The 19,977-nt window shown below is 48.6% G+C and carries 22 protein-coding genes; 13 read left to right on the forward strand and 9 right to left on the reverse strand.

Annotated elements, in window-relative coordinates; genetic code table 11:
* The first annotated feature begins 3 nt into the window (after positions 1-3).
* Positions 4-1,527, forward strand: coding sequence for an MFS transporter (locus AC3QL0_RS04100; protein WP_493010200.1), 1,524 nt, complete (start codon positions 4-6; stop codon positions 1,525-1,527).
* A 38-nt stretch (positions 1,528-1,565) separates the two neighbouring features.
* Here the strand turns inward: AC3QL0_RS04100 and AC3QL0_RS04105 are convergent, their stop codons facing one another.
* Positions 1,566-2,291, reverse strand: coding sequence for a riboflavin synthase subunit alpha (locus AC3QL0_RS04105; protein WP_430224159.1), 726 nt, complete (start codon positions 2,289-2,291; stop codon positions 1,566-1,568).
* 143 nt (positions 2,292-2,434) lie between these two features.
* Here AC3QL0_RS04105 and catB point away from each other — a divergent pair, with 143 nt between their 5' ends.
* On the forward strand, positions 2,435-3,091 hold the full coding sequence (gene catB, locus AC3QL0_RS04110; RefSeq protein ID WP_493010201.1) for a type B chloramphenicol O-acetyltransferase: 657 nt from the start codon (positions 2,435-2,437) through the stop codon (positions 3,089-3,091).
* Here catB and AC3QL0_RS04115 read toward each other — a convergent pair.
* Positions 3,088-3,987: a LysR family transcriptional regulator gene (locus AC3QL0_RS04115; protein ID WP_493010202.1), complete on the reverse strand. Its 900-nt coding sequence runs from the start codon at positions 3,985-3,987 to the stop codon at positions 3,088-3,090. The genes catB and AC3QL0_RS04115 overlap by 4 nt on opposite strands.
* 83 nt (positions 3,988-4,070) lie before the next feature.
* On the opposite strand from AC3QL0_RS04115, the gene AC3QL0_RS04120 reads away from it, so the two are divergent.
* Positions 4,071-4,535, forward strand: a complete 465-nt coding sequence (locus AC3QL0_RS04120) for a PACE efflux transporter (RefSeq protein WP_493010203.1) — start codon at positions 4,071-4,073, stop codon at positions 4,533-4,535.
* A 33-nt stretch (positions 4,536-4,568) separates the two neighbouring features.
* On the opposite strand, the gene AC3QL0_RS04125 is transcribed toward AC3QL0_RS04120, so the two are convergent.
* A complete protein-coding gene (locus AC3QL0_RS04125) occupies positions 4,569-4,997 on the reverse strand; it encodes an NUDIX hydrolase (protein WP_493010204.1) in 429 nt (142 codons plus the stop codon).
* Positions 4,998-5,027: 30 nt separating this feature from the next.
* Between AC3QL0_RS04125 and AC3QL0_RS04130 the strand changes: the two genes are divergently transcribed.
* Together AC3QL0_RS04130 and AC3QL0_RS04135 are read left to right on the forward strand one after the other, a co-directional pair.
* Complete coding sequence (locus AC3QL0_RS04130; RefSeq protein ID WP_493010205.1) at positions 5,028-5,477, forward strand: GNAT family N-acetyltransferase; 450 nt, start codon at positions 5,028-5,030, stop codon at positions 5,475-5,477.
* Positions 5,478-5,548: 71 nt separating this feature from the next.
* Positions 5,549-6,037: a GNAT family N-acetyltransferase gene (locus AC3QL0_RS04135; protein WP_493010206.1), complete on the forward strand. Its 489-nt coding sequence runs from the start codon at positions 5,549-5,551 to the stop codon at positions 6,035-6,037.
* A gap of 12 nt (positions 6,038-6,049) precedes the next feature.
* On the opposite strand, the gene AC3QL0_RS04140 is transcribed toward AC3QL0_RS04135, so the two are convergent.
* Positions 6,050-6,382, reverse strand: coding sequence for a hypothetical protein (locus tag AC3QL0_RS04140; protein ID WP_493010207.1), 333 nt, complete (start codon positions 6,380-6,382; stop codon positions 6,050-6,052).
* Positions 6,383-6,685: 303 nt separating this feature from the next.
* Entirely contained in the window at positions 6,686-7,201 is a 516-nt protein-coding gene (locus AC3QL0_RS04145; RefSeq protein ID WP_493010208.1) for a hypothetical protein, read from the reverse strand.
* A gap of 573 nt (positions 7,202-7,774) precedes the next feature.
* Between AC3QL0_RS04145 and AC3QL0_RS04150 the strand changes: the two genes are divergently transcribed.
* The 8 genes from AC3QL0_RS04150 (at position 7,775) to AC3QL0_RS04185 (ending at position 16,231) form a co-directional block, all read left to right on the forward strand.
* A complete protein-coding gene (locus AC3QL0_RS04150) occupies positions 7,775-8,809 on the forward strand; it encodes a TRAP transporter substrate-binding protein (RefSeq protein WP_493010209.1) in 1,035 nt (344 codons plus the stop codon).
* Positions 8,806-10,686 (forward strand): TRAP transporter large permease, encoded by a 1,881-nt coding sequence (locus tag AC3QL0_RS04155; RefSeq protein WP_493010210.1) that lies wholly within the window; start codon positions 8,806-8,808, stop codon positions 10,684-10,686. The genes AC3QL0_RS04150 and AC3QL0_RS04155 overlap by 4 nt, the downstream gene beginning before the upstream one ends.
* A 12-nt stretch (positions 10,687-10,698) precedes the next feature.
* Positions 10,699-11,457, forward strand: a complete 759-nt coding sequence (locus AC3QL0_RS04160; RefSeq protein ID WP_493010211.1) for an SDR family NAD(P)-dependent oxidoreductase — start codon at positions 10,699-10,701, stop codon at positions 11,455-11,457.
* A 19-nt stretch (positions 11,458-11,476) separates the two neighbouring features.
* Entirely contained in the window at positions 11,477-12,646 is a 1,170-nt protein-coding gene (locus tag AC3QL0_RS04165; protein WP_135865295.1) for an acetyl-CoA acetyltransferase, read from the forward strand.
* A 10-nt stretch (positions 12,647-12,656) separates the two neighbouring features.
* Complete coding sequence (locus AC3QL0_RS04170) at positions 12,657-14,216, forward strand: acyl-CoA synthetase (RefSeq protein ID WP_493010212.1); 1,560 nt, start codon at positions 12,657-12,659, stop codon at positions 14,214-14,216.
* 113 nt (positions 14,217-14,329) lie between these two features.
* Positions 14,330-14,836: a PPC domain-containing DNA-binding protein gene (locus AC3QL0_RS04175; RefSeq protein ID WP_493010213.1), complete on the forward strand. Its 507-nt coding sequence runs from the start codon at positions 14,330-14,332 to the stop codon at positions 14,834-14,836.
* Entirely contained in the window at positions 14,833-15,249 is a 417-nt protein-coding gene (locus AC3QL0_RS04180) for a PPC domain-containing DNA-binding protein (protein WP_493010214.1), read from the forward strand. The genes AC3QL0_RS04175 and AC3QL0_RS04180 overlap by 4 nt, the downstream gene beginning before the upstream one ends.
* Before the next feature lie 70 nt (positions 15,250-15,319).
* Positions 15,320-16,231, forward strand: coding sequence for a LysR family transcriptional regulator (locus tag AC3QL0_RS04185; RefSeq protein WP_493010215.1), 912 nt, complete (start codon positions 15,320-15,322; stop codon positions 16,229-16,231).
* Positions 16,232-16,243: 12 nt separating this feature from the next.
* Here AC3QL0_RS04185 and AC3QL0_RS04190 read toward each other — a convergent pair whose 3' ends face one another.
* The 4 genes from AC3QL0_RS04190 to AC3QL0_RS04205 form a co-directional block, all read right to left on the reverse strand.
* Positions 16,244-16,579, reverse strand: coding sequence for an SMR family transporter (locus tag AC3QL0_RS04190; protein WP_493010216.1), 336 nt, complete (start codon positions 16,577-16,579; stop codon positions 16,244-16,246).
* Between the two features lie 9 nt (positions 16,580-16,588).
* On the reverse strand, positions 16,589-17,131 hold the full coding sequence (locus AC3QL0_RS04195) for a TetR/AcrR family transcriptional regulator (RefSeq protein WP_493010217.1): 543 nt from the start codon (positions 17,129-17,131) through the stop codon (positions 16,589-16,591).
* 248 nt (positions 17,132-17,379) lie between these two features.
* On the reverse strand, positions 17,380-18,387 hold the full coding sequence (locus tag AC3QL0_RS04200; protein WP_493010218.1) for a zinc-dependent alcohol dehydrogenase family protein: 1,008 nt from the start codon (positions 18,385-18,387) through the stop codon (positions 17,380-17,382).
* A gap of 355 nt (positions 18,388-18,742) precedes the next feature.
* The gene (locus AC3QL0_RS04205) at positions 18,743-19,960 is read right to left on the reverse strand and encodes a beta-ketoacyl-[acyl-carrier-protein] synthase family protein (protein ID WP_493010219.1); all 1,218 of its coding nucleotides are present in this window, start codon (positions 19,958-19,960) and stop codon (positions 18,743-18,745) included.
* Between the last annotated feature and the right edge of the window lie 17 nt (positions 19,961-19,977).

Below are 19,977 nucleotides of genomic sequence, written 5' to 3' on the forward strand. Positions count from 1 at the left end.
AGTATGCTGTCAGAAAACAGGGTAATACCGTACCGCTATCGTTGGCTCACACTGGTGGCTGTAGCCAGTGCGTTATTGTTGATTGTGGTGGATATCACGGTGTTGTACACCGCTTTGCCTTCCTTGAGTGCGGCGTTACATACCACCACCAGTGAAAAACTGTGGATTGTGAACGCCTACTCCTTGGTTGTAGCGGGCCTGCTTTTGGGGATGGGGTCGCTAGGGGATCACATAGGCCACCGCCGCATGTTTATAGGCGGCCTGGTGGTCTTTGGTTTGGCCTCGCTGTGGGCTGCGTTCTCGCCTTCTTCCTTGGTATTAATTATTGCGCGTGCCGCCTTAGGGTTGGGGGCGGCAATGATGATGCCCGCGACATTAGCGATTATTCGTGATGTGTTTACCGATGAAAAAGAGCGTTCGTTAGCCATTGGTGTGTGGTCATCCATTGCAGCAGGTGGAGCGGCGATGGGGCCTGTGGTGGGCGGTATCTTGTTGGAGTATTTCTGGTGGGGGTCGGTATTTCTCATTAACGTGCCCATTGTGGTGCTCACCTTGGTAGTGAGTGTCTGGGTAGTTCCTAAGCAGAAACCTGCATCTACCCATAAGAAGTGGGATGGCTACAGTTCATTGCTGGTGATGGTGGGCCTAATTGCTGCGGTTAGTGCATTAAAAGAAGCCGCTTTGCCCAATACCTCATGGACTTACTTTTTGGGCAGTGTGGTCATGGCATTTGTGTTTCTGGGGTGGTTCACTCATAGGCAACTGCATGGCCCTTATCCGCTATTAAGTTTTACTATTTTTAAAAATCCGCTGTTCAGCGCAGGAGTGATTACAGCCTTTTTAAGTTCAGTTACCTTGTCGGGTGTGGAGTTCGCCTTTACGCAGCAGTTGCAGTTGGTGCTAGAGCATTCTCCTTTTAATGCTGCCCTGATATTGCTGCCGTTGCCTATCTCGGCATTATTAGCTGGGCCATTAAGTGGTTATGCCATGCGCTATTTGCCGTACCAGCGTTTGTTGGTGTTGGCGGTGTTGTTGTCATTGATTGGTATGACCTGCTTTGCTGTTCTGCATGAAATGGGTACGTGGCCGCGAGCCGCCAGTTTGATTTTGTTGGGGTGCGGACTAAGTGCTGCCATGACTACTGCTTCTTATGCAGTGTTAGAACAAGCACCGGCTAATCAGGTGGGTATGGTGGGTTCATTAGAAGAAATTTCGTATGAACTGGGTGGTGCCATGGGTGTGGCTGTGATGGGCAGTGTGATGTCGGCTGTTTACAGTGCCTATATGCTGGCCACTGCCAACAGCATGAATTTGCCTAGCGCTGTGGATAGCTTGGATGAGGTGCGTTATTTGATTGGCAATATGCCAGCGGAATCGGCTCAGCCTTTGCTGCACGCGGCATTGCAGGCCTTCGATAAGGCGTTTAGTGCCGTATCGTGGTCTGCCGTGGGAATCATGTTGGGTGCGTTGGTGATGGTGTGGGCGCTGGTGCGGCAGTCTGAAAAAAAACATCCTGCCTCGTCATGATGGCAGGATGTTTGTAACCCTAGGTGGTGATGTGGTGCTTAGGGTTTGGTAGATTGGTTCAGGCGTTGTAGCTGCTGGCTGAATAATTGTTCTTCCAGCGAGATCCCTTGGGATTGCAGCAGCTTTTCTAATAAAGGCTGCAAGCTGCCCAAGCTTTCTTGAATGCTGTCACGAATGGTGTCTACCACTACTTGGGTGCCGCGTTCTATTTCAATATTCACGGTGTCGTTCACGTCTTTGTCTTCTAGCGTGGTCACACGGCGGGTTTCTGGAATGAGCCATACCTCAAACCAGTTTTCTTGTTTGTTGACCTCAGACACAGTCAGGCTGGCACCGTTAATCGCGATATAGCCCTTGGCAAAAATATAGCGACAGAACTCTGGTGGCACGCTGAAGCGTACTTGTTTGTTGTCATCGAAAATCTGGATGAGGTTGATGGTACCTACGAAATCCACATGCCCAGACAACGGGTGACCACCAATTTCAGCACCGTCTTTAGCGGCGCGTTCTACGTTGACCAAGGTACCCTCTTGGTATTGTGACAACGTCGTGATGTTCAGACTTTGCAGCATGACATCAAACGATGCCATGGTGTCAGAAAGTAATTCGGTAACGGTCAGACAGACGCCATCCACCGAGACGCTAGCGCCAATCTCCAGCCCTTCGCAGAAGCCGGCAGGAAACTCTAGTTCTAGAGTGCGTAGACCATTGTGATCTTTAAGGGTGGCAATGCGTGCTTTGCCTTGAACTATACCTGTGAACATAGCTAATAGGTGTGCAGAGAAAGAAATAGGAATACAGTAAGCAACTAGGGCTTAAAAACAGTATTGTAGTCTATGCTAAAGCCTTAGGTCTCAAAGCCGTATCCTCACAAGGGATAGGCAAAGATCATAGAATAAAACACATTATGACGAATTATTTTGAAAGTCCTTTCCGAGGCAAACTGCTCTCGGAGCAAGTCACCAATCCCAATATCGAGGTGGGGCGTTACAGCTACTACTCTGGTTATTATCATGGGCACTCCTTTGATGATTGCGCCCGCTACCTCATGCCAGACCGCGACGATGTAGATAAGCTGCGCATTGGTGATTTTTGCTCCATAGGTAGCGGTGTGGCCTTCATGATGGCCGGTAATCAAGGTCATAGGCACGATTGGATCTCATCGTTCCCCTTTTTCTTTATGCCAGAAGAACCTGCTTTCGCTGCTTCTGAAAATGCGTACGCACCAGCAGGTGACACCATTGTGGGGCATGATGTGTGGATAGGTACCGAAGCCTTAATCATGCCTGGTGTGGAAATTGGCCATGGAGCGGTGATTGCTAGCCGTGCAGTTGTCACCAAAAACGTTGAGCCCTACAGCGTAGTGGGCGGCAATCCAGCGCGTCAGATTAAAAAACGTTTTCCCGACGATGTGATTGAGCAATTGCTGGAAATGGCATGGTGGAATTGGTCGTTAGAGCACTTGCACGCATGTATGCCATCGCTGTGTACCAATGAAGTAGCAGGGCTTTACGCATACTGGGAAGCCAATCAAGCAGCCATTAAGGCAACGTTAGTGCGTTAAGATTGCGGTAATACGCTGTTCTGGAAGCGTTGTATCAGCCAATGCAAGGCAGGGCCTATGTGCTTGCTTTGGCTGGTAATCACGTCAATATGCACGCTTTGGTCTATATCCCGCAGTTGGGTGTCTAGTACGTTTAGTAGGGCGAGCTGGTCTTTGTGCAAAAAGTTGTCATAGGCGTATTTGGACACAAAAGCCCAACCTATGTGATTCATCACCATTTGCATAGAGACCCAGTGACTTTCCACATACCAAGACTCCAGTGACAGCTTGAGTGTTTTTTTGCTCAAACTGTGATTGCGGCCAGAAATCAAAATCTGTCTGTGCTTGCGCAGCTCATCTACCGTAATAGGCGATACATCGCGCAACGGATGTTCTCGCCCGCATACCAGTACCAACGGTACGCTACCTATGGGTGTAAAACGTAGGCTATCTCGGCTGGGGGATTGTCGCCATGACACGCCTATGTCTACTGTACCTTGCTCAACTAAGTCCTCTACGTCGTCCATTAGCGGGAAGTAGATTTCCACCTCAGTGTGTGGAAAGTGCAGAGAAAACTCATGCAATAAAATGGCGAGCAGTGATTCAGGGAATACCTCGTCTATAGCCATCACCACACGGCTTTCATGCTGCTTTTCAAAGCTGTGCGCCATTTGTATTAGGTGTTGGCGGCGTTGCAAAATGAACTCTGCTTCTTGATAGATCTTTTCACCTTCCGGAGTCAGCGTGGGAATACGGGTGCTGCGATCAAACACCTGTACACCTAGATCGGCTTCCAAGTTAGCGATGTGTGTACTGATCACCGATTGTGAACGTCCTGCTTGCTTAGCTGCTTGTGAAAACGAGCCTGCTTGCACAGCCCATACCAGCGCCTGTAGTTGATCAATGGAAAGGTTCATATATCTATTAAAGCGATGGTTATCAACTTGGTAGAGAGAAAAGCTGCGTGTATAACATACGCTTCGCTGTATAACGTGGATTGATGATGCAAGCCAGAAGTTTAGCCGATCGTATCAGGCATGCCTTGATGTTTGAGGTCATAGCATTGATGCTATTTATTCCCATTTTTACCTATTTCCTAGGGTACTCTATCGCCGCTATGGGAGTGGTGGGAATAGTATCATCCATTGTGGCCACACTTTGGAACTTTGTTTATAACATCCTTTACGATAAAGTCATTTACCGACTGCGCGGTAAATTAGATAAAACTGTAAAAGATCGAGTTCTTCACGCTATATTATTTGAGTTCGGTTTATTGTTCCTATTAATACCATTTATTTCTTGGTATTTGAATATAACGCTAGTCAAAGCATTGATTATGGATTTATGGATTGTGGCGTTTTATTTGTTCTTCGCCTTTTTCTTTAATCTGGTTTATGACCGAATTTTTAGATCGCAGCAACATCAAGAATCTGTAGTGAGCGTAGAGACACAAGCGGCAGAATAAGTATCAAACTGGGGCAATAAAGCCCCTGTAGTGCTACGCCAATTTGGTTGGAGGAGTTTCGTTGTAGTAGGTGTAAGCAGCAACTGCTTGTTGGGTGGCCTGTGTTAATGGGGACGGTAGATTATCCAGAGGAAACCAGCCTAGTTCAGCATGTTTTTCAGGCTCTTGTAATTGTGCCTCACCATGGAAGGACGTCGCCAAATATACGCCTGCTAACCAATGTTCATCGTGCTCAAGATCAAAGTGGTTAATGTTTACCAGTAAGTAGAGTGATGTGAGATGCAAGCCGGTTTCTTCTAGGGTTTCGCGTACTACAGCATCTTCAATTTTTTCCATCCAATCTATTTTCCCGCCAGGGATTCCCCAGTGGCTGGATTCTGGGTTTTTCTTTCTTTTTAATAGTAAAATTTTATTATTGTCGATAATGACAGCGCCGCAGGCTGCTTGTATATTTTTTGGCATGGTAGATTAAAATTTATTCACGGGTTTTTAATGATTAATTATAGAGCAGCTGTTGCTTCTGATGCAGAGCAATGTATAGAGATTCGTGGTTTAACACGTGAGAATGCATTCTCGCGTGACGATTTGGCCGAGTTGGGTATTACGGCTCAAACATGGGCCGAAGGCATAGAGAATGGTGAGTGTTTTGGCTATGTGTGTGTGGACGATCAGCACATGGTGGGTTACTGCTTTGGCGAAGTGGCGCAAGGTGAAGTGTTAGTGCTGGCCTTGTTACCTGAGTATGAAAATCAAGGCATCGGTAAGCAACTGCTGGATTTGGTGATGCAAGACATGAAAGCCGCAGGCGTAGAGAGGCTTTTCCTTAGCTGTGCAGCCGATGCGCAGGTTAGGTCTTATGGTTTTTATCGATACTTAGGTTGGCGTTCTACGGGTGAATTTGATGACGCAGGCGACGAGATTTTGGAGTATCGTTGGGAGTAAATTACGTTATACATACCGCGGTCACCTCTATAGAACACTCTATATAAAACGTCCACCATCAAGGAAAACCTATGCTGAACAGTATTTTGGTTGTGCCAAATACCTCTCATTGGGCGAATTTTATTGCGCTATACCAAGAGTATCTGGATCAAAACTGGGCAGGTGAGCAGTGCGATGCTGATTTGCTCATTCAGCGTTATGCAGAAGGCCCTAGAGCATTTTTATTGCTGTGTGATGATAAGGTGCCTGTAGGGTTAGCCAACGTGTGGATAGATACGCAGAACCCTGATGTGGCGAAAGTGGCCGAGTTCTACATACGGCCATTGTCGCAACGACAAGGGTATGGGCGTTTGTTGTGGGGGCAAATTTTGCGCTGGACAGGCGAGAAAGCTGTGCAGGCAGTACATCTAGAGACGGATGTACATAAAGAACCAGCAAACCAGTTTTGGCGAGCCTTAGGGTTCAAGAAAATCAGTGCAGATGAAATGCGTGTTCAGTATGCGCGTGATTGGCACGAGCTATGGCAAGTTCAGGAAGCGGCACAACGTGCTGCTTCCTGATCATTCAACGAATTACTTCATTTTCGCCAATTCGTCGCACATTTCTTTTTTCTGTTCAGCAGTAGCACCGCTGATCTGCTCTTTGCCTTGGCTGAAGCCAGAGTCAAATGCTGTGTTGAAATCAGCTTCGGATACGCCCATTTCTTTCAGAGCAGCCATTTGTTGGGATTTCATTTCAGCCAATTCAGAGCTGGAGTAGGTGCCGCAAGTCTCAGCAGCAGCGTGCATTACACCACCCAACTCAGCCAAACCAACCATGGTTTGTGCATCTTGTGCAGCAGCAGGACTCAACATGGCCAAGCTCAGAGCACCAGCAGTCACAGCTTGGGAAACGATTTTCAACATAAGTATTCTCAATTAGCAGGGAAAATTAGAAGTATACGGTGGCGCGTTATATACAGGGGGAATAAACCATGTTTTTGCTGCATATATAACACGACAGAGATGTTAATGATTGTGAGTAATGTGGCACTGAGCAGTTTTTGCTCAGTGTTGATACAGGCGCGTATTTGTTCGCGTTGGGCAAGGTATGCTTAGGCTGTCCCCACACTTATGCACACATCCAGTGGATAACGCAGTCGCTAAAAAAACACCCTGAGCATTACAAGAATGTCAGGGCGTGCAGGGGGAGAAACTCGCTTATGGTAATTATGCTCTAGCGTGATTCTGTTGGCCAAAATAGGCCACAGCTGCTTTCTTTTCACGGCTTGAAATGGGGTAGGCCATAACCACCCATTTACCGTTTGCTGTTGCTTCTTTGGTAGGGCGAATAATATTGTTGCCGCTTGGCATGTAGGCGACTAAACAGCCTATGAGTACGCCAATCAGCAAGAAAACACAGATGGACCCGAGCAGCGCGGTAGGTGCTTCATGCACGAATATTGGGACCTTGGAGTAATACAGCATTGCCCAAAACACAACGCCTACCAGCACCCCTATGACCGCAGACCAGATGTGCGCGGAAATAGCCGCTTGCCCCATATAGGTGTATTCATTTTTTAGTTTTGCTTCCAGGGCGGGGTCGTTGGGTTCAACCACGATGACTCGAGTAGAGTCGTCAGACAAAATATGAGATAGCTCTTTGACTGCTTGTTCAGCGCTGTCCACCGATGGAAAAATTCCCATGGTCTTACTGGCCGAGCGCAAATTTTTGGTTTTTTTCATCTTTACCCCCCAAGGTGAGACACCTTAATAGTGCCTATATAAAACGTTAGATCACATGCAGTCTAGGCAATAAATCTCGTAATTTGAGAACAGGATAGACTGAGGTTCATGGCCAGCATTTGACTTGGCTCAACATCGCTTTGGATTTGATAACTAAAGCATAAACTATTGATTTAGAGCAAAAAACTTTGGTTCCAAATGCTAGCTGTGTGTCTATTTGTAGGTTGTGCACAGCTGCTGTGTATAAGCTTGGGGATAGTCTGATGACATCTGTCACAAAGCTCGGAATCAAGCCCGTCTTGCTGAGGTGGGCAAAAAATGCTCAGAAGAAAAATACGGTCACGTCAACCTGTTTATCTCTTGCTTAAGGGTATGTCCCTAGGCGGTGCAACGCGCATGAATTAAGGATTGTCATAGGTTAGCTAAGCTTACTTATAAAGCAAAATTTATCGTTTGTTAGCCCTATGTTTCGCGGGCAATATAGTCTCGTTCATAAATTATAAAAACGCAGACTTCGCCTCTTAAAACATTATTTATTGAAGTCTGTTTCCCCATCCTCAAGGAGGAGACAAAATGAGTAACGTTACGCGTAGACATTTCATTAAGGCTGGTTCTTTATTCACCGCAGCAACGGTTTTGGGTGCTGGTTACACCCAACCAGCATGGGCTAAAAAGCGTCCTAAATTCAGACTCAAATACGCCAATAATCTACCCATTAGCCACCCTATGAACATACGGGCTAAAGAAATGGTAGAAGCTATAGCGGCTGAGTCCGATGGTGAAATCGAAATCCGCATTTATCCCAGCAGCCAGTTGGGTAACGACACTGACACCTTGGCACAAATCCGTTCTGGTGCCGTAGATTTCTTTATGCTGTCTCCCATTATTTTGGGTTCGTTGATTACCAATACACAAATTTCTGGGGTAGGGTTTGCCTTCCAGAATTACGATCAAGTATGGGGCGCAATGGATGGCGATTTAGGCGCTGCCGTACGCCAAACTATCGAAGACAACTCGTCATTGATGGCATTTGAGAAAATCTGGGATAACGGCTTCCGAATCATCACTACTAGTAATAAAGCAATCTACACCCCAGAAGACTTAGTGGGGCTGAAGTTACGTGTACCCCCAAGCCCATTGTGGACGTCCATGTTCCGAGGCTTTGACGCGGCACCTACTACCATTAACTTCGCTGAAACCTATTCAGCTCTGCAAACCAAAATTGCTGATGGGCAAGAAAACCCCATTACCTTGGTAGAAAGCGCCAAGTTGTACGAAGTACAAAAATATTTATCAGTCACCAACCACATGTGGGATGGTTTCTGGTTCTTGGCCAATAAAAACAAGTTCAGAAGTTTGCCTGACGATGTACAAGCTTTAATTCAAAAACACGCTAATCAAGCTGCCATGAATGAGCGTGCTGATTTGGTGCAATTGTCCTTGAACATCAAAGATACGTTAGAGGGCCAAGGCATGGTCTTTAACGACGTAGATTCAGGCCCATTCCGTGACAAGCTCAGACAAGCAGGCTTCTACGAAGAATGGCACAAAACCTTTGGCAATGAATTGTGGAGCACCCTAGAACGCGCGGTAGGGAGCCTGTCATGAGTGCGGGGGCCGAGGTCATGCCAGCGCCCACTACCTACTCATTCAAACACGGTTTCTTAGCATTCAAAACAGGAGTAATGCGTGCTGTTGAAGCCATAGCAGTCGCATTGCTGCTGGTCGAGTCGTTGATCCTGTTTGTGAGCGTGGTGTTCCGCTATTTCTTGCATAGCCCATTGGTGTGGTCCGATGAGCTAGCGCAATCCCTATTTATTTGGCTGTGCATGATGGGGGCGGTGGTGGCACTAAACCGCTCTGAACATATGCGCTTAACAGCCGTGGTGGGGCGTTTGTCAGAGTCCAACCGAGCATGGTTGGAAACCTTTGGGTTGATGGTGGTGTTGGTGTTTGCCTGTTTGCTACTAGAACCCGGTATGACACACGCCTCTGAACAAATGGCCGTGACATCGCCTGCGCTAAACATACCTGATGGCTTCAGAGCATCAGCTATTCCTGTGGGCTTTGGGTTGGTGGTGTTTATTGCTGTAGCACAGTTAATAGAGCGCTCTAGCGTAGCCAGTGTGTTGGCCTCAGCAGCAGTCATAGCGGTGATTTGGTATGCCCTTGATTACTTCGCCTACGACTTGTACGACCTGGGCAACTTGAACTTGGTGTTGTTCTTTGTGGTGATGTTAGGTGCTGCGGTGATTTGCGGTATTCCTATCGCATTTGCCTTCGGTATTTCCACCTTGGCGTATGTGGTGCATGTGGCCGAAGTACCTAGCATGATCATTGTGAGCCGCATCGACGAAGGCGTATCGCACATGGTGCTGTTGTCGGTACCGTTGTTTATCTTCTTGGGTGCGTTATTACAGCTAAGCGGCATGGCCAAAGTATTGATCGACTTTATGTCGTCTTTGCTGGGGCACGTACGCGGCGGTCTGAACTACGTATTACTAGGGGCCATGTTCTTGGTGTCGGGTATTTCAGGATCCAAAGTGGCTGATATGGCGGCGGTTGCTCCTGCGTTGTTTCCTGAAATGAAAAAACGTGGTGCGGATGAGCACGAGCTAGCTGCTTTGTTGTCGGCCACCGGTGCGATGACTGAAACCATTCCACCTAGCTTGGTCTTGATTACGGTAGGGGCGGTATGTGGCGTATCCATTAGTGCGTTGTTCATTGGCGGGTTGTTACCAGCTTTTGTATGTACGGTCGCCATCGCTTTGGTGTGTGCCTACAAAGCGCGCAAGATTGATCTCAAAGGCGTGAAAAAAGCACCGATGAGCCAAGTGATGCGCACATTGCTGTACGCCTTGCCGGTCATTTTCCTGCCTATCTTGATTCGTTTCTGCGTGGTGAATGGTATTGCGACAGCAACGGAAGTGGCTGCCATCGGGATTGTCTATGTGATTGCTTATGCGCTCATCATGCAGCACATCACGCGCTCACTGGATTTTTCCAATACGTACAAGCTGTTGGTAGAAGCGTGTTCGCTGTCGGGTGCCATTTTGCTGATTATCGGTGCAGCTACCGCTATGGCTTGGGCGCTGACACAGTCAGGATTCTCTTCGTATTTGGTTGAGCACCTCACCAATATGCCAGGTGGCGCAGTGGGCTTCTTGTTGGTCAGTATTGCCGTGTTTATTTTGTTGGGCAGCATGTTGGAAGGTATTCCCGCCATTGTGCTATTTGGCCCCTTGGTGTTTCCAGCGGCGCAGTCCCTAGGTATTCATGATGTGCATTACGCCATCGTCATCATTCTTTCTATGGGTATAGGCCTGTTTGCCCCACCACTAGGAATTGGTTTTTATGCGGCCAGCGCGATCAGCAAAGTGAATGCCGATCACGTGATGCCAAAAAGTTGGACATACCTTGCAGTGCTGTTGGTAACCACCATCTTCATTGCCTTGGTGCCTTGGATTTCCATCGGTTTTTTGTAATGGATGAATAGCATGATGAATCAAAAAGTAGCAGTGATAACAGGCGGTGGGAACGGCATAGGCAGCTCCATTGTGGAAGCCTTTGCCACCAACGGGTATATCACCGTCATTTCCGATATTAACGAAGAAGGGTCACTGCTGTTGCAAGAGCGCTTACGAGCGCAAGGCTGCACCGTAGATTTCTACAAACTCGATGTGGGTTCCGAAGAGCAAATTGCGGGGTTGTTTGATTATCTAGACCGTGAGTATGGGCGTTGCGATGTACTGGTGAATAACGCCGGAATTGCCAAAACCATTCCGTATTTGGAATACCCCAAAGAGCATTGGGATCTAGTCATGCGCGTCAACGTTACGGGGCCGTTTTTGCTGTCGCAGTATGCGGGCAGGCTCATGAAAAAGAATGGTTGGGGGCGCATTATTAATCTGGCATCTATCAGCGGGGAAATCGCCAGTTTTGGGCGAGCTGCCTATGGCACCTCCAAAGCCGCTGTATATGGCCTGACCCGACAAATGGCCATTGAGTTGTCCGAGTACGGCATCACAGCCAATGGTATTTCTCCAGGCCCTATTGAGACACCGCTTACGCAGGTGTTGCACAGCGATGAGGCGCGTAAAGCCTATACCGATCGCGTGCCGATGGGGCGTTACGGCAGCAGTAATGAAATCGCGGCCGCTGTGCTGTTTTTAGCCTCGGAAGGGGCGTCGTATATCAATGGACATGTGTTGCCGGTGGATGGTGGTTTCCTGGCTTCAGGTGTGTTGCAACCTTAATGTGTAGGGTGATGTGGTAATGATTAATGCTTCTATATCAGGCTGGGCTCATAGCAAGTTTGGCAAATTGGATAATCTGGATGTTGAGCGCACCATTGCTGAAATGGCGGCTCAAGCTGTAGAGCATGCTGGGCTAGACTGGGAAGACATAGATTCCGTACATATTGGGCATTTCAATGGCGGGTTCTTGTACCAAGACTTCCCGTCTTCCCTGATTTTTAATCAGGTACCAGAGCTGCGTTTTCGTCCTGCTGTACGCGTAGAAAATGCATGTGCTACAGGTTCGGCGGCCGTGCACTCAGGGCTGGATGCGGTACGTTCTGGTAAAAGCAAACATGCTTTGGTTATAGGCTACGAAAAGATGAACACGTTGCCTACTGCTGAAGTGGGCAAGGTTTTGTTGAAATGCTCGTATGCTGAAGAAGAGGCCGAAGTAGAGGGGGGATTTGCGGGCGTCTTTGGCCACATTATTGCCAAGACCTATTTCGATCGCTATGGCGATCAACTGGATGCCCTCGCCGCTATTGCCGCTAAGAACCACGCTAATGGCGTACATAATCCTTACGCACATTTGCGTAAAGATTTTGGCTACGAGTTTTGCCGACAAGAGTCTGAAAAGAACCCTTATGTGGCAGGCAAACTTAAACGTACCGATTGCTCTTTGGTGTCAGACGGTGTGGCAGCAATGGTGATTAGCAATAGGCACTACACGCCTAATCACGCTAACCGTGTAGATTTTCTCGGCGTGGCACACGTGAACGACTACTTGCCGCTTAGCAAGCGAGATCCTATCGCCTTTGAAGGCGCGCGTTTAGCGTGGCAGCAAGCGCTTTCATCAGCAGGACTACGCATTGGTGACCTGTCGTTTGTAGAAACCCACGATTGCTTCACGATTGCCGAGCTTATCGAGTACGAAGTGATGGGCTTGGCTGAACCTGGCCAAGGTGCTCGCGTTATTTTGGATGGCGTCAGTCGCAAAGATGGTGCTTTGCCTATTAATCCTTCTGGCGGCCTGAAATCCAAAGGGCACCCTATTGGTGCAACAGGAGTGTCCATGCACGTGATGGCAGCGATGCAACTCACTGGTCAAGCAGGCGATATGCAGTTGCCGCATGCGGATATGGCAGGTGTGTTCAACATGGGTGGGGCTGCTGTGGCGAACTACGTCAGCCTACTAGGGTGTAACTAAGAGGTAGAAAATGCTGTCCACAGTTAAAAACCTTGGGTCTTTATTAACGGATGCCAGCCGCCGCTTGCCGCATGAGCCAGCGTATCTACAAGGTACGCAGCACTATACCTGGCAAGAGTTGAATGCGCGTGTTGATGCCATGGCACATGCGTTGCAGCAATTAGGCGTAGGGCATGGCGACAAAATTCTGGTGCATTCCAAAAACCGTGTCCAGCTGTTTGAAAGTTGTTGGGTTGCGTTTAAGTTGGGGGCGGTATGGGTGCCCACTAATGTGCGCATTACTGAACATGAAATCAGCTATTTGGCGGAGCACAGTCGTGCCAGTGTCATCATTTACGACGAAGGTTTCGACTCGCATGTGCAAGCTTGCCGCGATGCATCCACCAGTTTGCAGCATGTGATTGCCATCGGTGATGCCAAAGTTGGCGAGCTAAGCTACGACTCTTTGCTTAGTAGCCACAGGCAGGACGGCGAGTTTGAAGCCGCCGAGGTGCAGTACGACGATCCGTTGTGGTTCTTTTATACTTCTGGCACAACGGGTATGCCCAAAGCCGGTATTTTGACGCACGGTCAAATGGCGTTTGTGATTACCAACCACTTGGCAGACCTAATGCCGGGCTTAACGCATCAGTCACGTTCGTTGGTGGTGGCTCCGCTTTCGCATGGCGCAGGTATTCATGCGTTGGTTAACGTGGCGCGTGGGGCAGCCAGTGTAGTGCCAGCCAGCAGCAAGTTAGAACCTGAAGAAGTTTGGTCACTGGTAGAAAAATATGGTGTGGACAACATGTTCACCGTACCCACTATCGTGAAGATTCTTACTGAACACGAGTCTGTGGATCGCTATAACCATAGTTCGCTGAAGTATGTCATCTATGCTGGTGCTCCCATGTATCGCAGTGATCAGAAGCACGCCCTGAAAAAATTAGGCAAGGTGCTGGTGCAATATTATGGTCTGGGTGAAGTCACCGGCAACATCACGGTATTGCCGCCACACCTGCATGAACTAGACGACACACCAGATGCTCGAGTCGGCACTTGCGGCTATGCACGTACCGGCATGGAAGTAGCGATTCTAGATGAACAGGGGCGTCGACTATCGCCTCTTGAAACGGGCGAGATTTGCGTGCGTGGACCTGCGGTATTTAAGGGCTATGACAACAATGACAAAGCTAATGCTGAAGCCTTTAAGTTTGGGTGGTTCCATACCGGTGACATAGGCCATATGGATGCGCAGCAATTCCTGTACATTACAGGTCGTCATTCCGATATGTATATCTCGGGTGGTTCTAATGTGTATCCACGGGAAATTGAGGAAGTGTTTCTTACTCACGAACACATTTCCGAGATTGCCGTTCTGGGTATTCCTGACGAGAAATGGGGGGAAGTGGGGGTAGCCGTGATTGTGCCTAAAAATGGCACTACGTTAGACACCGAACAAATGCAAAGCTTCATTCAGGGAAGGATTGCCCGCTATAAGCAGCCTACCCATTACTACTTCTGGGAAAACATGCCCAAGTCTGGGTATGGCAAGATCGTTAAAAAAGAAATACGGAAAATGCTGTCCTACTGATGGTGTGTAGGCAGGTAATGCTGCGCAGCCCACAAGGCTGCTCAGCTTTATAAAGTATTACACGTACTTGTTTATGCCGGGTTGATAACCTCAGCACCGGAGGAGGAGTTGCCATGTTACAAAGTCGTGCTTTGACAGCCGCTGCGTATGGGGAAAAAGAGTTTCTTCTTCATATACCTGAAGGGCAGACCATCAGTCAGGCCATACAGGAGCAATTACAGCAGACACAACATATACGTTTTGCCTTGTTATCTTTCCAACCTGGCTATCTAGAAAGCGGGGTATGTCACACAGCTCCCCCTGATAGTGCAGGAAAATTCATTGTGAAATATGGAGCAGGTCACGAGTTTGGGCCATGTTTGTTATTGGCAGGTGATGCGGTATTGGGTGAAGACCAGTACGGTTTACCGCTGGTGCATTGCCATGGTTGCTTAATCGAACAATCCAGCCAAACTACCTTTGGTGGCCATTTAGATTTATCGCGTTGTGTGGTCGGTAAACAAGGCTTGTCTGTGCAAGTATTAGTGACGGCAGATATTGGTTTTGTGGCCAAGAAAGACAGTACTTCCCAGATGCATGTGTTTCATCCATCCGTAGTCTCAGCGGAGGCTAGGGTATGACACCACAATTATTACAGGGTGAGCCTGGTCGCATCGTGAAGGCCAGACTGCAATGCAATGACGATCTTGTGTTGGGCATAGAAGATATTTGTGCTCACTACGAGATGGATCATGTATTGGTGAAGGGCGGGCTAGGTAGTTTATTCAGGGCGCAGTTATTGGTGAACGAGCCCAGCCATGAAAACGCTGCACCCATTGATATTACAGGCTATGCCGTAGAGCTGCTGACCCTGCGTGGTGAGGTGACACGCAACGGTTCACAGCCCGAAGCCAAACTGTTTGGCATGGTGGCCGATAATCAAGGCGTAGTCTATTCAGGCAGGTTTGTGCGTGCTGAAGCGCCAGTGTGTATTACCGTGGAATTGGTGCTGCAAGAGTGGCTATCACACGAGAGGGAGGCGTTATATAGGTGATATTGGCATCTGTGTAGCGGCAGGCTGTACCACTAGCATTAGCCATTTTGGCATTGAAGGTGGTGTCAGCATGGCGACAATGCGTATTTCAAGCTATTTAAGCGGGTTAGAGATTTTTGAGGTTGCAGCGAGAATGGAGTCATTCAAGCTGGCGGCGGAGGAGCTGTTTCTGTCTCCTAGTGCTGTCAGCCAAGCTATACGCAAGCTTGAGGAGGATCTCAATGTAGAGCTATTTAGCCGTCAGGGCAGGGCGTTAGCCTTGACGGCAGATGGCCGTATGTTATTGCAGGCTGTGGAAAAAGGTCTGCGTGAAATCCGTGATGGGATTAGAGGCGTAACCGCAGCAGATGAGGGTTTGGTACGCATTTATAGCTCCCCTACGTTCTGCAGCAAAATTATCAACCCAGCACTGCAAAACTACATGAAGACTAGCGATGGGTCGGTGAGTTTTGCCGTCATCAGCGAGTACATTCCCAATACCGACAGATTTAGAGAGTTTGATATTGCCGTACTGTATGGTGAGTCGTTTATGGAGAAAAAAGGGGTAGAGCGCTTGGGCGTCAATACCTTGATGCCATACTGTGCACCCGCCTTAGCAAAGAAAATTCGCCATCCTCGTGATGTGTTGAAGTTTCCTTTGATTTTTAACGATAACCAAGAAGTAGACTGGGCAGATTGGTTTAGAGTGAATGGCATAGAAGACTTTAATTTCCGTAACGCCATTCATTTCAACAGCGGCATACAGGCCATACAAAGTGCCAAAGAAGGGATGGGCTTTTATGTGGAGTGCGAGCGCATCGTCAAGCACGAGGTAGAGACGGGTTTATTGGTTAGCCCCTTTCAGGGCAAGGCTGAACCAGTACTACGTCATTTGTATTCTATGTTTGTGGCGAAGAACAAAAGCCAACATAAAACCATACAAGATTTGGTGGCCGTGATCGAACGGGCTTATGGACAGGTGTCCGAGCACGCCACCCTATAACTCTAGAGCGCGTTAGTGCGCAGCACTCTTGGAAAATACATTCACAATAATGACGCCAGCAATAATCAGCGACAAGCCTATTAGCGCTGGCACATCCAGAGTTTGTTTGTGGATGAACCAACCTGCTAACGAAATTAGCACAATGCCCACGCCTGACCATATGGCATAAGCAATGCCAGTAGGGATACTTTTCAGCGTCAGAGACAAACAATAAAAAGCGATGGCGTAACCTACTAATGTAATGATGCTGGGCATCAAACGAGTGAAGCTTGCCGAGGATTTCAAGGCGGTGGTGGCAATCACTTCGGCAACAATAGCGATGCCTAGAGGGATATAGGGGGATGACATATGAGTACTTTACTCAGTGAGGGTGAGGATGTGTTGTAGTGCGCTTTGAACATGATCCATATGATGATCAGGCCCTATGACCAAGCTGTACCACAAGCCATCAGCAAACAATCTGCAGGCTAATTGTTTACTGGGGTCTAATGAGTCAGCTTTGGCGATCTCTTCTAGACTACGTTGCCATCGAGCTTGGTAGTTGGCATTGCCTACAGCAAGTAAAACTAATGCCTGACCCCAGAGTTTTTCTTTACTACCGCTACGACTGGCAGCGATCACATAGGCGCGCATATGGCGGGCAGGGCCTTCAGGTTCTTGTGCTAAGGCGTCGTTATACAGTTCTTCAAAGCCTTCATACACATGATCAAACAGCGCATCCAATAATTGCTGTTTGGTGCGGAAGTGGTGCTGCAAGCCACCTTTGGAAATATCCAGTTGGGCAAGCACTTTTTCTTGTGTGAGTGCAGCAAGGCCTTCGCTAAGCAGTACGTCCTGAGTGGCTTTCAGAATCTTGGCGCGCAGGATTTCTGGTTGTTTGGGGCGGTTGATTTTACTCATGGCAATCCGTCTAGATGGATTGTTATTGTAGCACTGAGAGTTTAAAAAACAGTGTGTTGTTGTGCGATTACCGCTCATAAAGGAAAGCGGGATTATTACGGTGCAATATGCTGAGCAAGCCCGCTAACAGTAGCCCACAGTTAGAAAGCAGTGCGTCTAAAGAACTAGTGGAAGTAACGAGCAACTGCGTCGTTACTTCCTCCTCATCGTGACGTTAATGTCAGACCATTACTCACATAAAACAGGTCTTAAATCTCTATCGCAATTTTCCCAAAGTGCTGCCCAGACTCTTGGTAGCTGAACGCTTTGCTGAGTTCCGACAGGGGGAAGCTGCGATCAATGATGGGGTGCCATGTTTGTTGGTTCAGTGCCCGTACCATGTCTTGCTGTGCGCTTCTGCTGCCTACCAGTACGCCTTGTACCGAGATGCGCTTGGCCATGAGCTCACGTGTAGGGATATCGCCGGAGAAACCGGTCAGCACACCAATTAACGCAATGTGACCACCCACACGGGCAGCGCGTATAGATTGCGCCAAGGTGCCTGGGCCACCTACTTCAACCACGATATCTGCGCCGCGACCTTGGGTAAGTTCTAGCACGCGATTCCCCCACTCAGGTGTAGATGGGTAGTGAATCACATGATCTGCACCCAGCTCTTTTAGACGGGCTGCTTTGTCGTGTGATGACGTAGTCGCAATGACGTGGGCGCCCATGGATTTGGCTAACTGCAATGCGAAAATGGATACGCCACCTGTACCTAGCAACAAAACCGTATCGCCAGCTTTGAGCTTGCCATCTTCTACTAAGGCTACCCAAGCGGTGAGCCCCGCTGTAGTTAGCGTAGCGGCTTCAGCATGGCTGTAGCCTGTGGGCGAAAGGGTGAACGCGGCGGGGGCGGCATTCACGTATTCACGGGCATAACCATCTATGCCATCCCCAGGCACGGTACTAAAGTCGGCCAATAAACCAGGGCCAGATTGCCATGTGGGAAAGAAGCACGAGACGACCTTATCGCCTACTGCAAATTCCGTGACACCAGCGCCTACCGCGGTGACTACGCCTGCACCATCAGATAACGGAATACGTCCCTTTTGTGCGGCCGTCGTATGCTTGGCAACCAATAGATCATGAAAGTTCAAAGAACTGGCATGCAGTTGTACTTGAATTTCTCCAGCTTGCGGTGCTGGCGGTTGAGGCAGTTCGGTATGAGTTAGGGCGTCTATACCACCAGGGTAGGATAACTGTATCGCTTTCATCGTGTTTCCTTTCATAGCGGGTGCTGTTTACGACACGTGCAGCACAAGAAAATAGGTATGACCGTAGACACTTATCATGGCACTGCCAGATCGGTATGGCAAGGTAGAGGGGGCAGTAGTGATGAGCATTCTCTAGCCATGCCTGTGCAAAGTGGCGTGTGGACTAGCTAAGCAAGGCTTATTCTGCCACTGTCCCCAAGCTTATTCACAGCAGGCGTGGATAACTACTGGGTGTGTGGAAAAGAAGAAAAACTGCAAAAGGGTGGGTCACAATAGACAGAGTAAGACGGAGCATCATGCAAAACGGGCTGTGCCACAATGGGGCACAGCCCGTTAGCTGGTAGTTGGCCAGCGCCTACTCGTTATAAGCTTTAAACACCAATACAGCATTGTTGCCACCCATACCAAAGGAGTTGCTGACAGCAATGTCCAGTTTGTCCAGTTGGCGGGCGTTGTTAGGAACGTAATCCAAATCACACTGCTCATCACCGGGGGCGAAGTGTAGAGTAGGGGGCAAGATTTTTGTTTGCAGTGATTTAATGGTGCTGATTGCTTCCAGAGCACCGCAGGCACCAATCAAGTGCCCCATGTTGCCTTTAATACTGCTGACAGCCAACTTCTGGGCATGGTCACCAAATACCATTTTGATGGCTTCGGTTTCAATACGATCGCCAGTCATGGTACCAGTGGCGTGGGCATTAATGTATTCCACTTGTTCAGGCTGTATACCTGCATCGTGTAAGGCACGCGTAATTGCTAAGGCTTGACCATGAGGGTTAGGGCGTAAGGGGTGAGTACCATCGTTACTAACGCCATAACCTGCTACTTCAGCCAAAGGCGTAGCACCACGAGCCAACGCATGTTCAAGCGTTTCCATCATGACCATAGCGGCACCTTCACCCAACGCAAAACCACTACGTTTTAGGCTGAAAGGTCTACACCCACCTTCAGGATTTGTTTCTTGATCTACGCATAGCACATGCAATTGTTCCCAGGCTCTAAGTAGCTCAGGCTGAATCATTGCTTCAGTGCCACCCGCGAGTGCAGTGTCTACATAGCCATCACGGATACGGCGGTATGCTTCACCAATAGCAACAGAACCCGCCGTGCAGGCAGTAGCGTAGGTTTGTGCTTCTTGGGTGCATGACATTAATTGCGCAATATGGGCAGTAGGCGCATTAGGCATGGCAGCAGGAATCACCAACTGCACAATTTTTGGCCCTATATTGTGATGGCCAGCAACGGCATCACACAGTGCTTTAATACCGCCAATCCCTGTACCAAGGTACACGCCTGTTTGTTGTAACTCCTCGGCTGACAGAGGTTGCTGCGCAAGCGCTTGTCGGGCGGCAAATAACGCCATTTTGCTGACTCTATCCAGCATCATGCTTTGGTTGCCGGGCAGGTCTTTGTTTAGATCAGCATCAACCCAACCAACAGAATGGCTGAGCTTTAGTTCAGTATGAGGACGTACACCATGACGCCCCTCACGCAATGCAGTAAAAAATTCTTCTGGGTTATGGCCTATAGGCGAAACCAACCCCATAGCAGTGATAACAACACGACGTTTCATGTAGCAATGCTCAGCAA

It is taken from the genome of Paenalcaligenes sp. GW821-LYS-B07-1, from assembly GCF_058803365.1.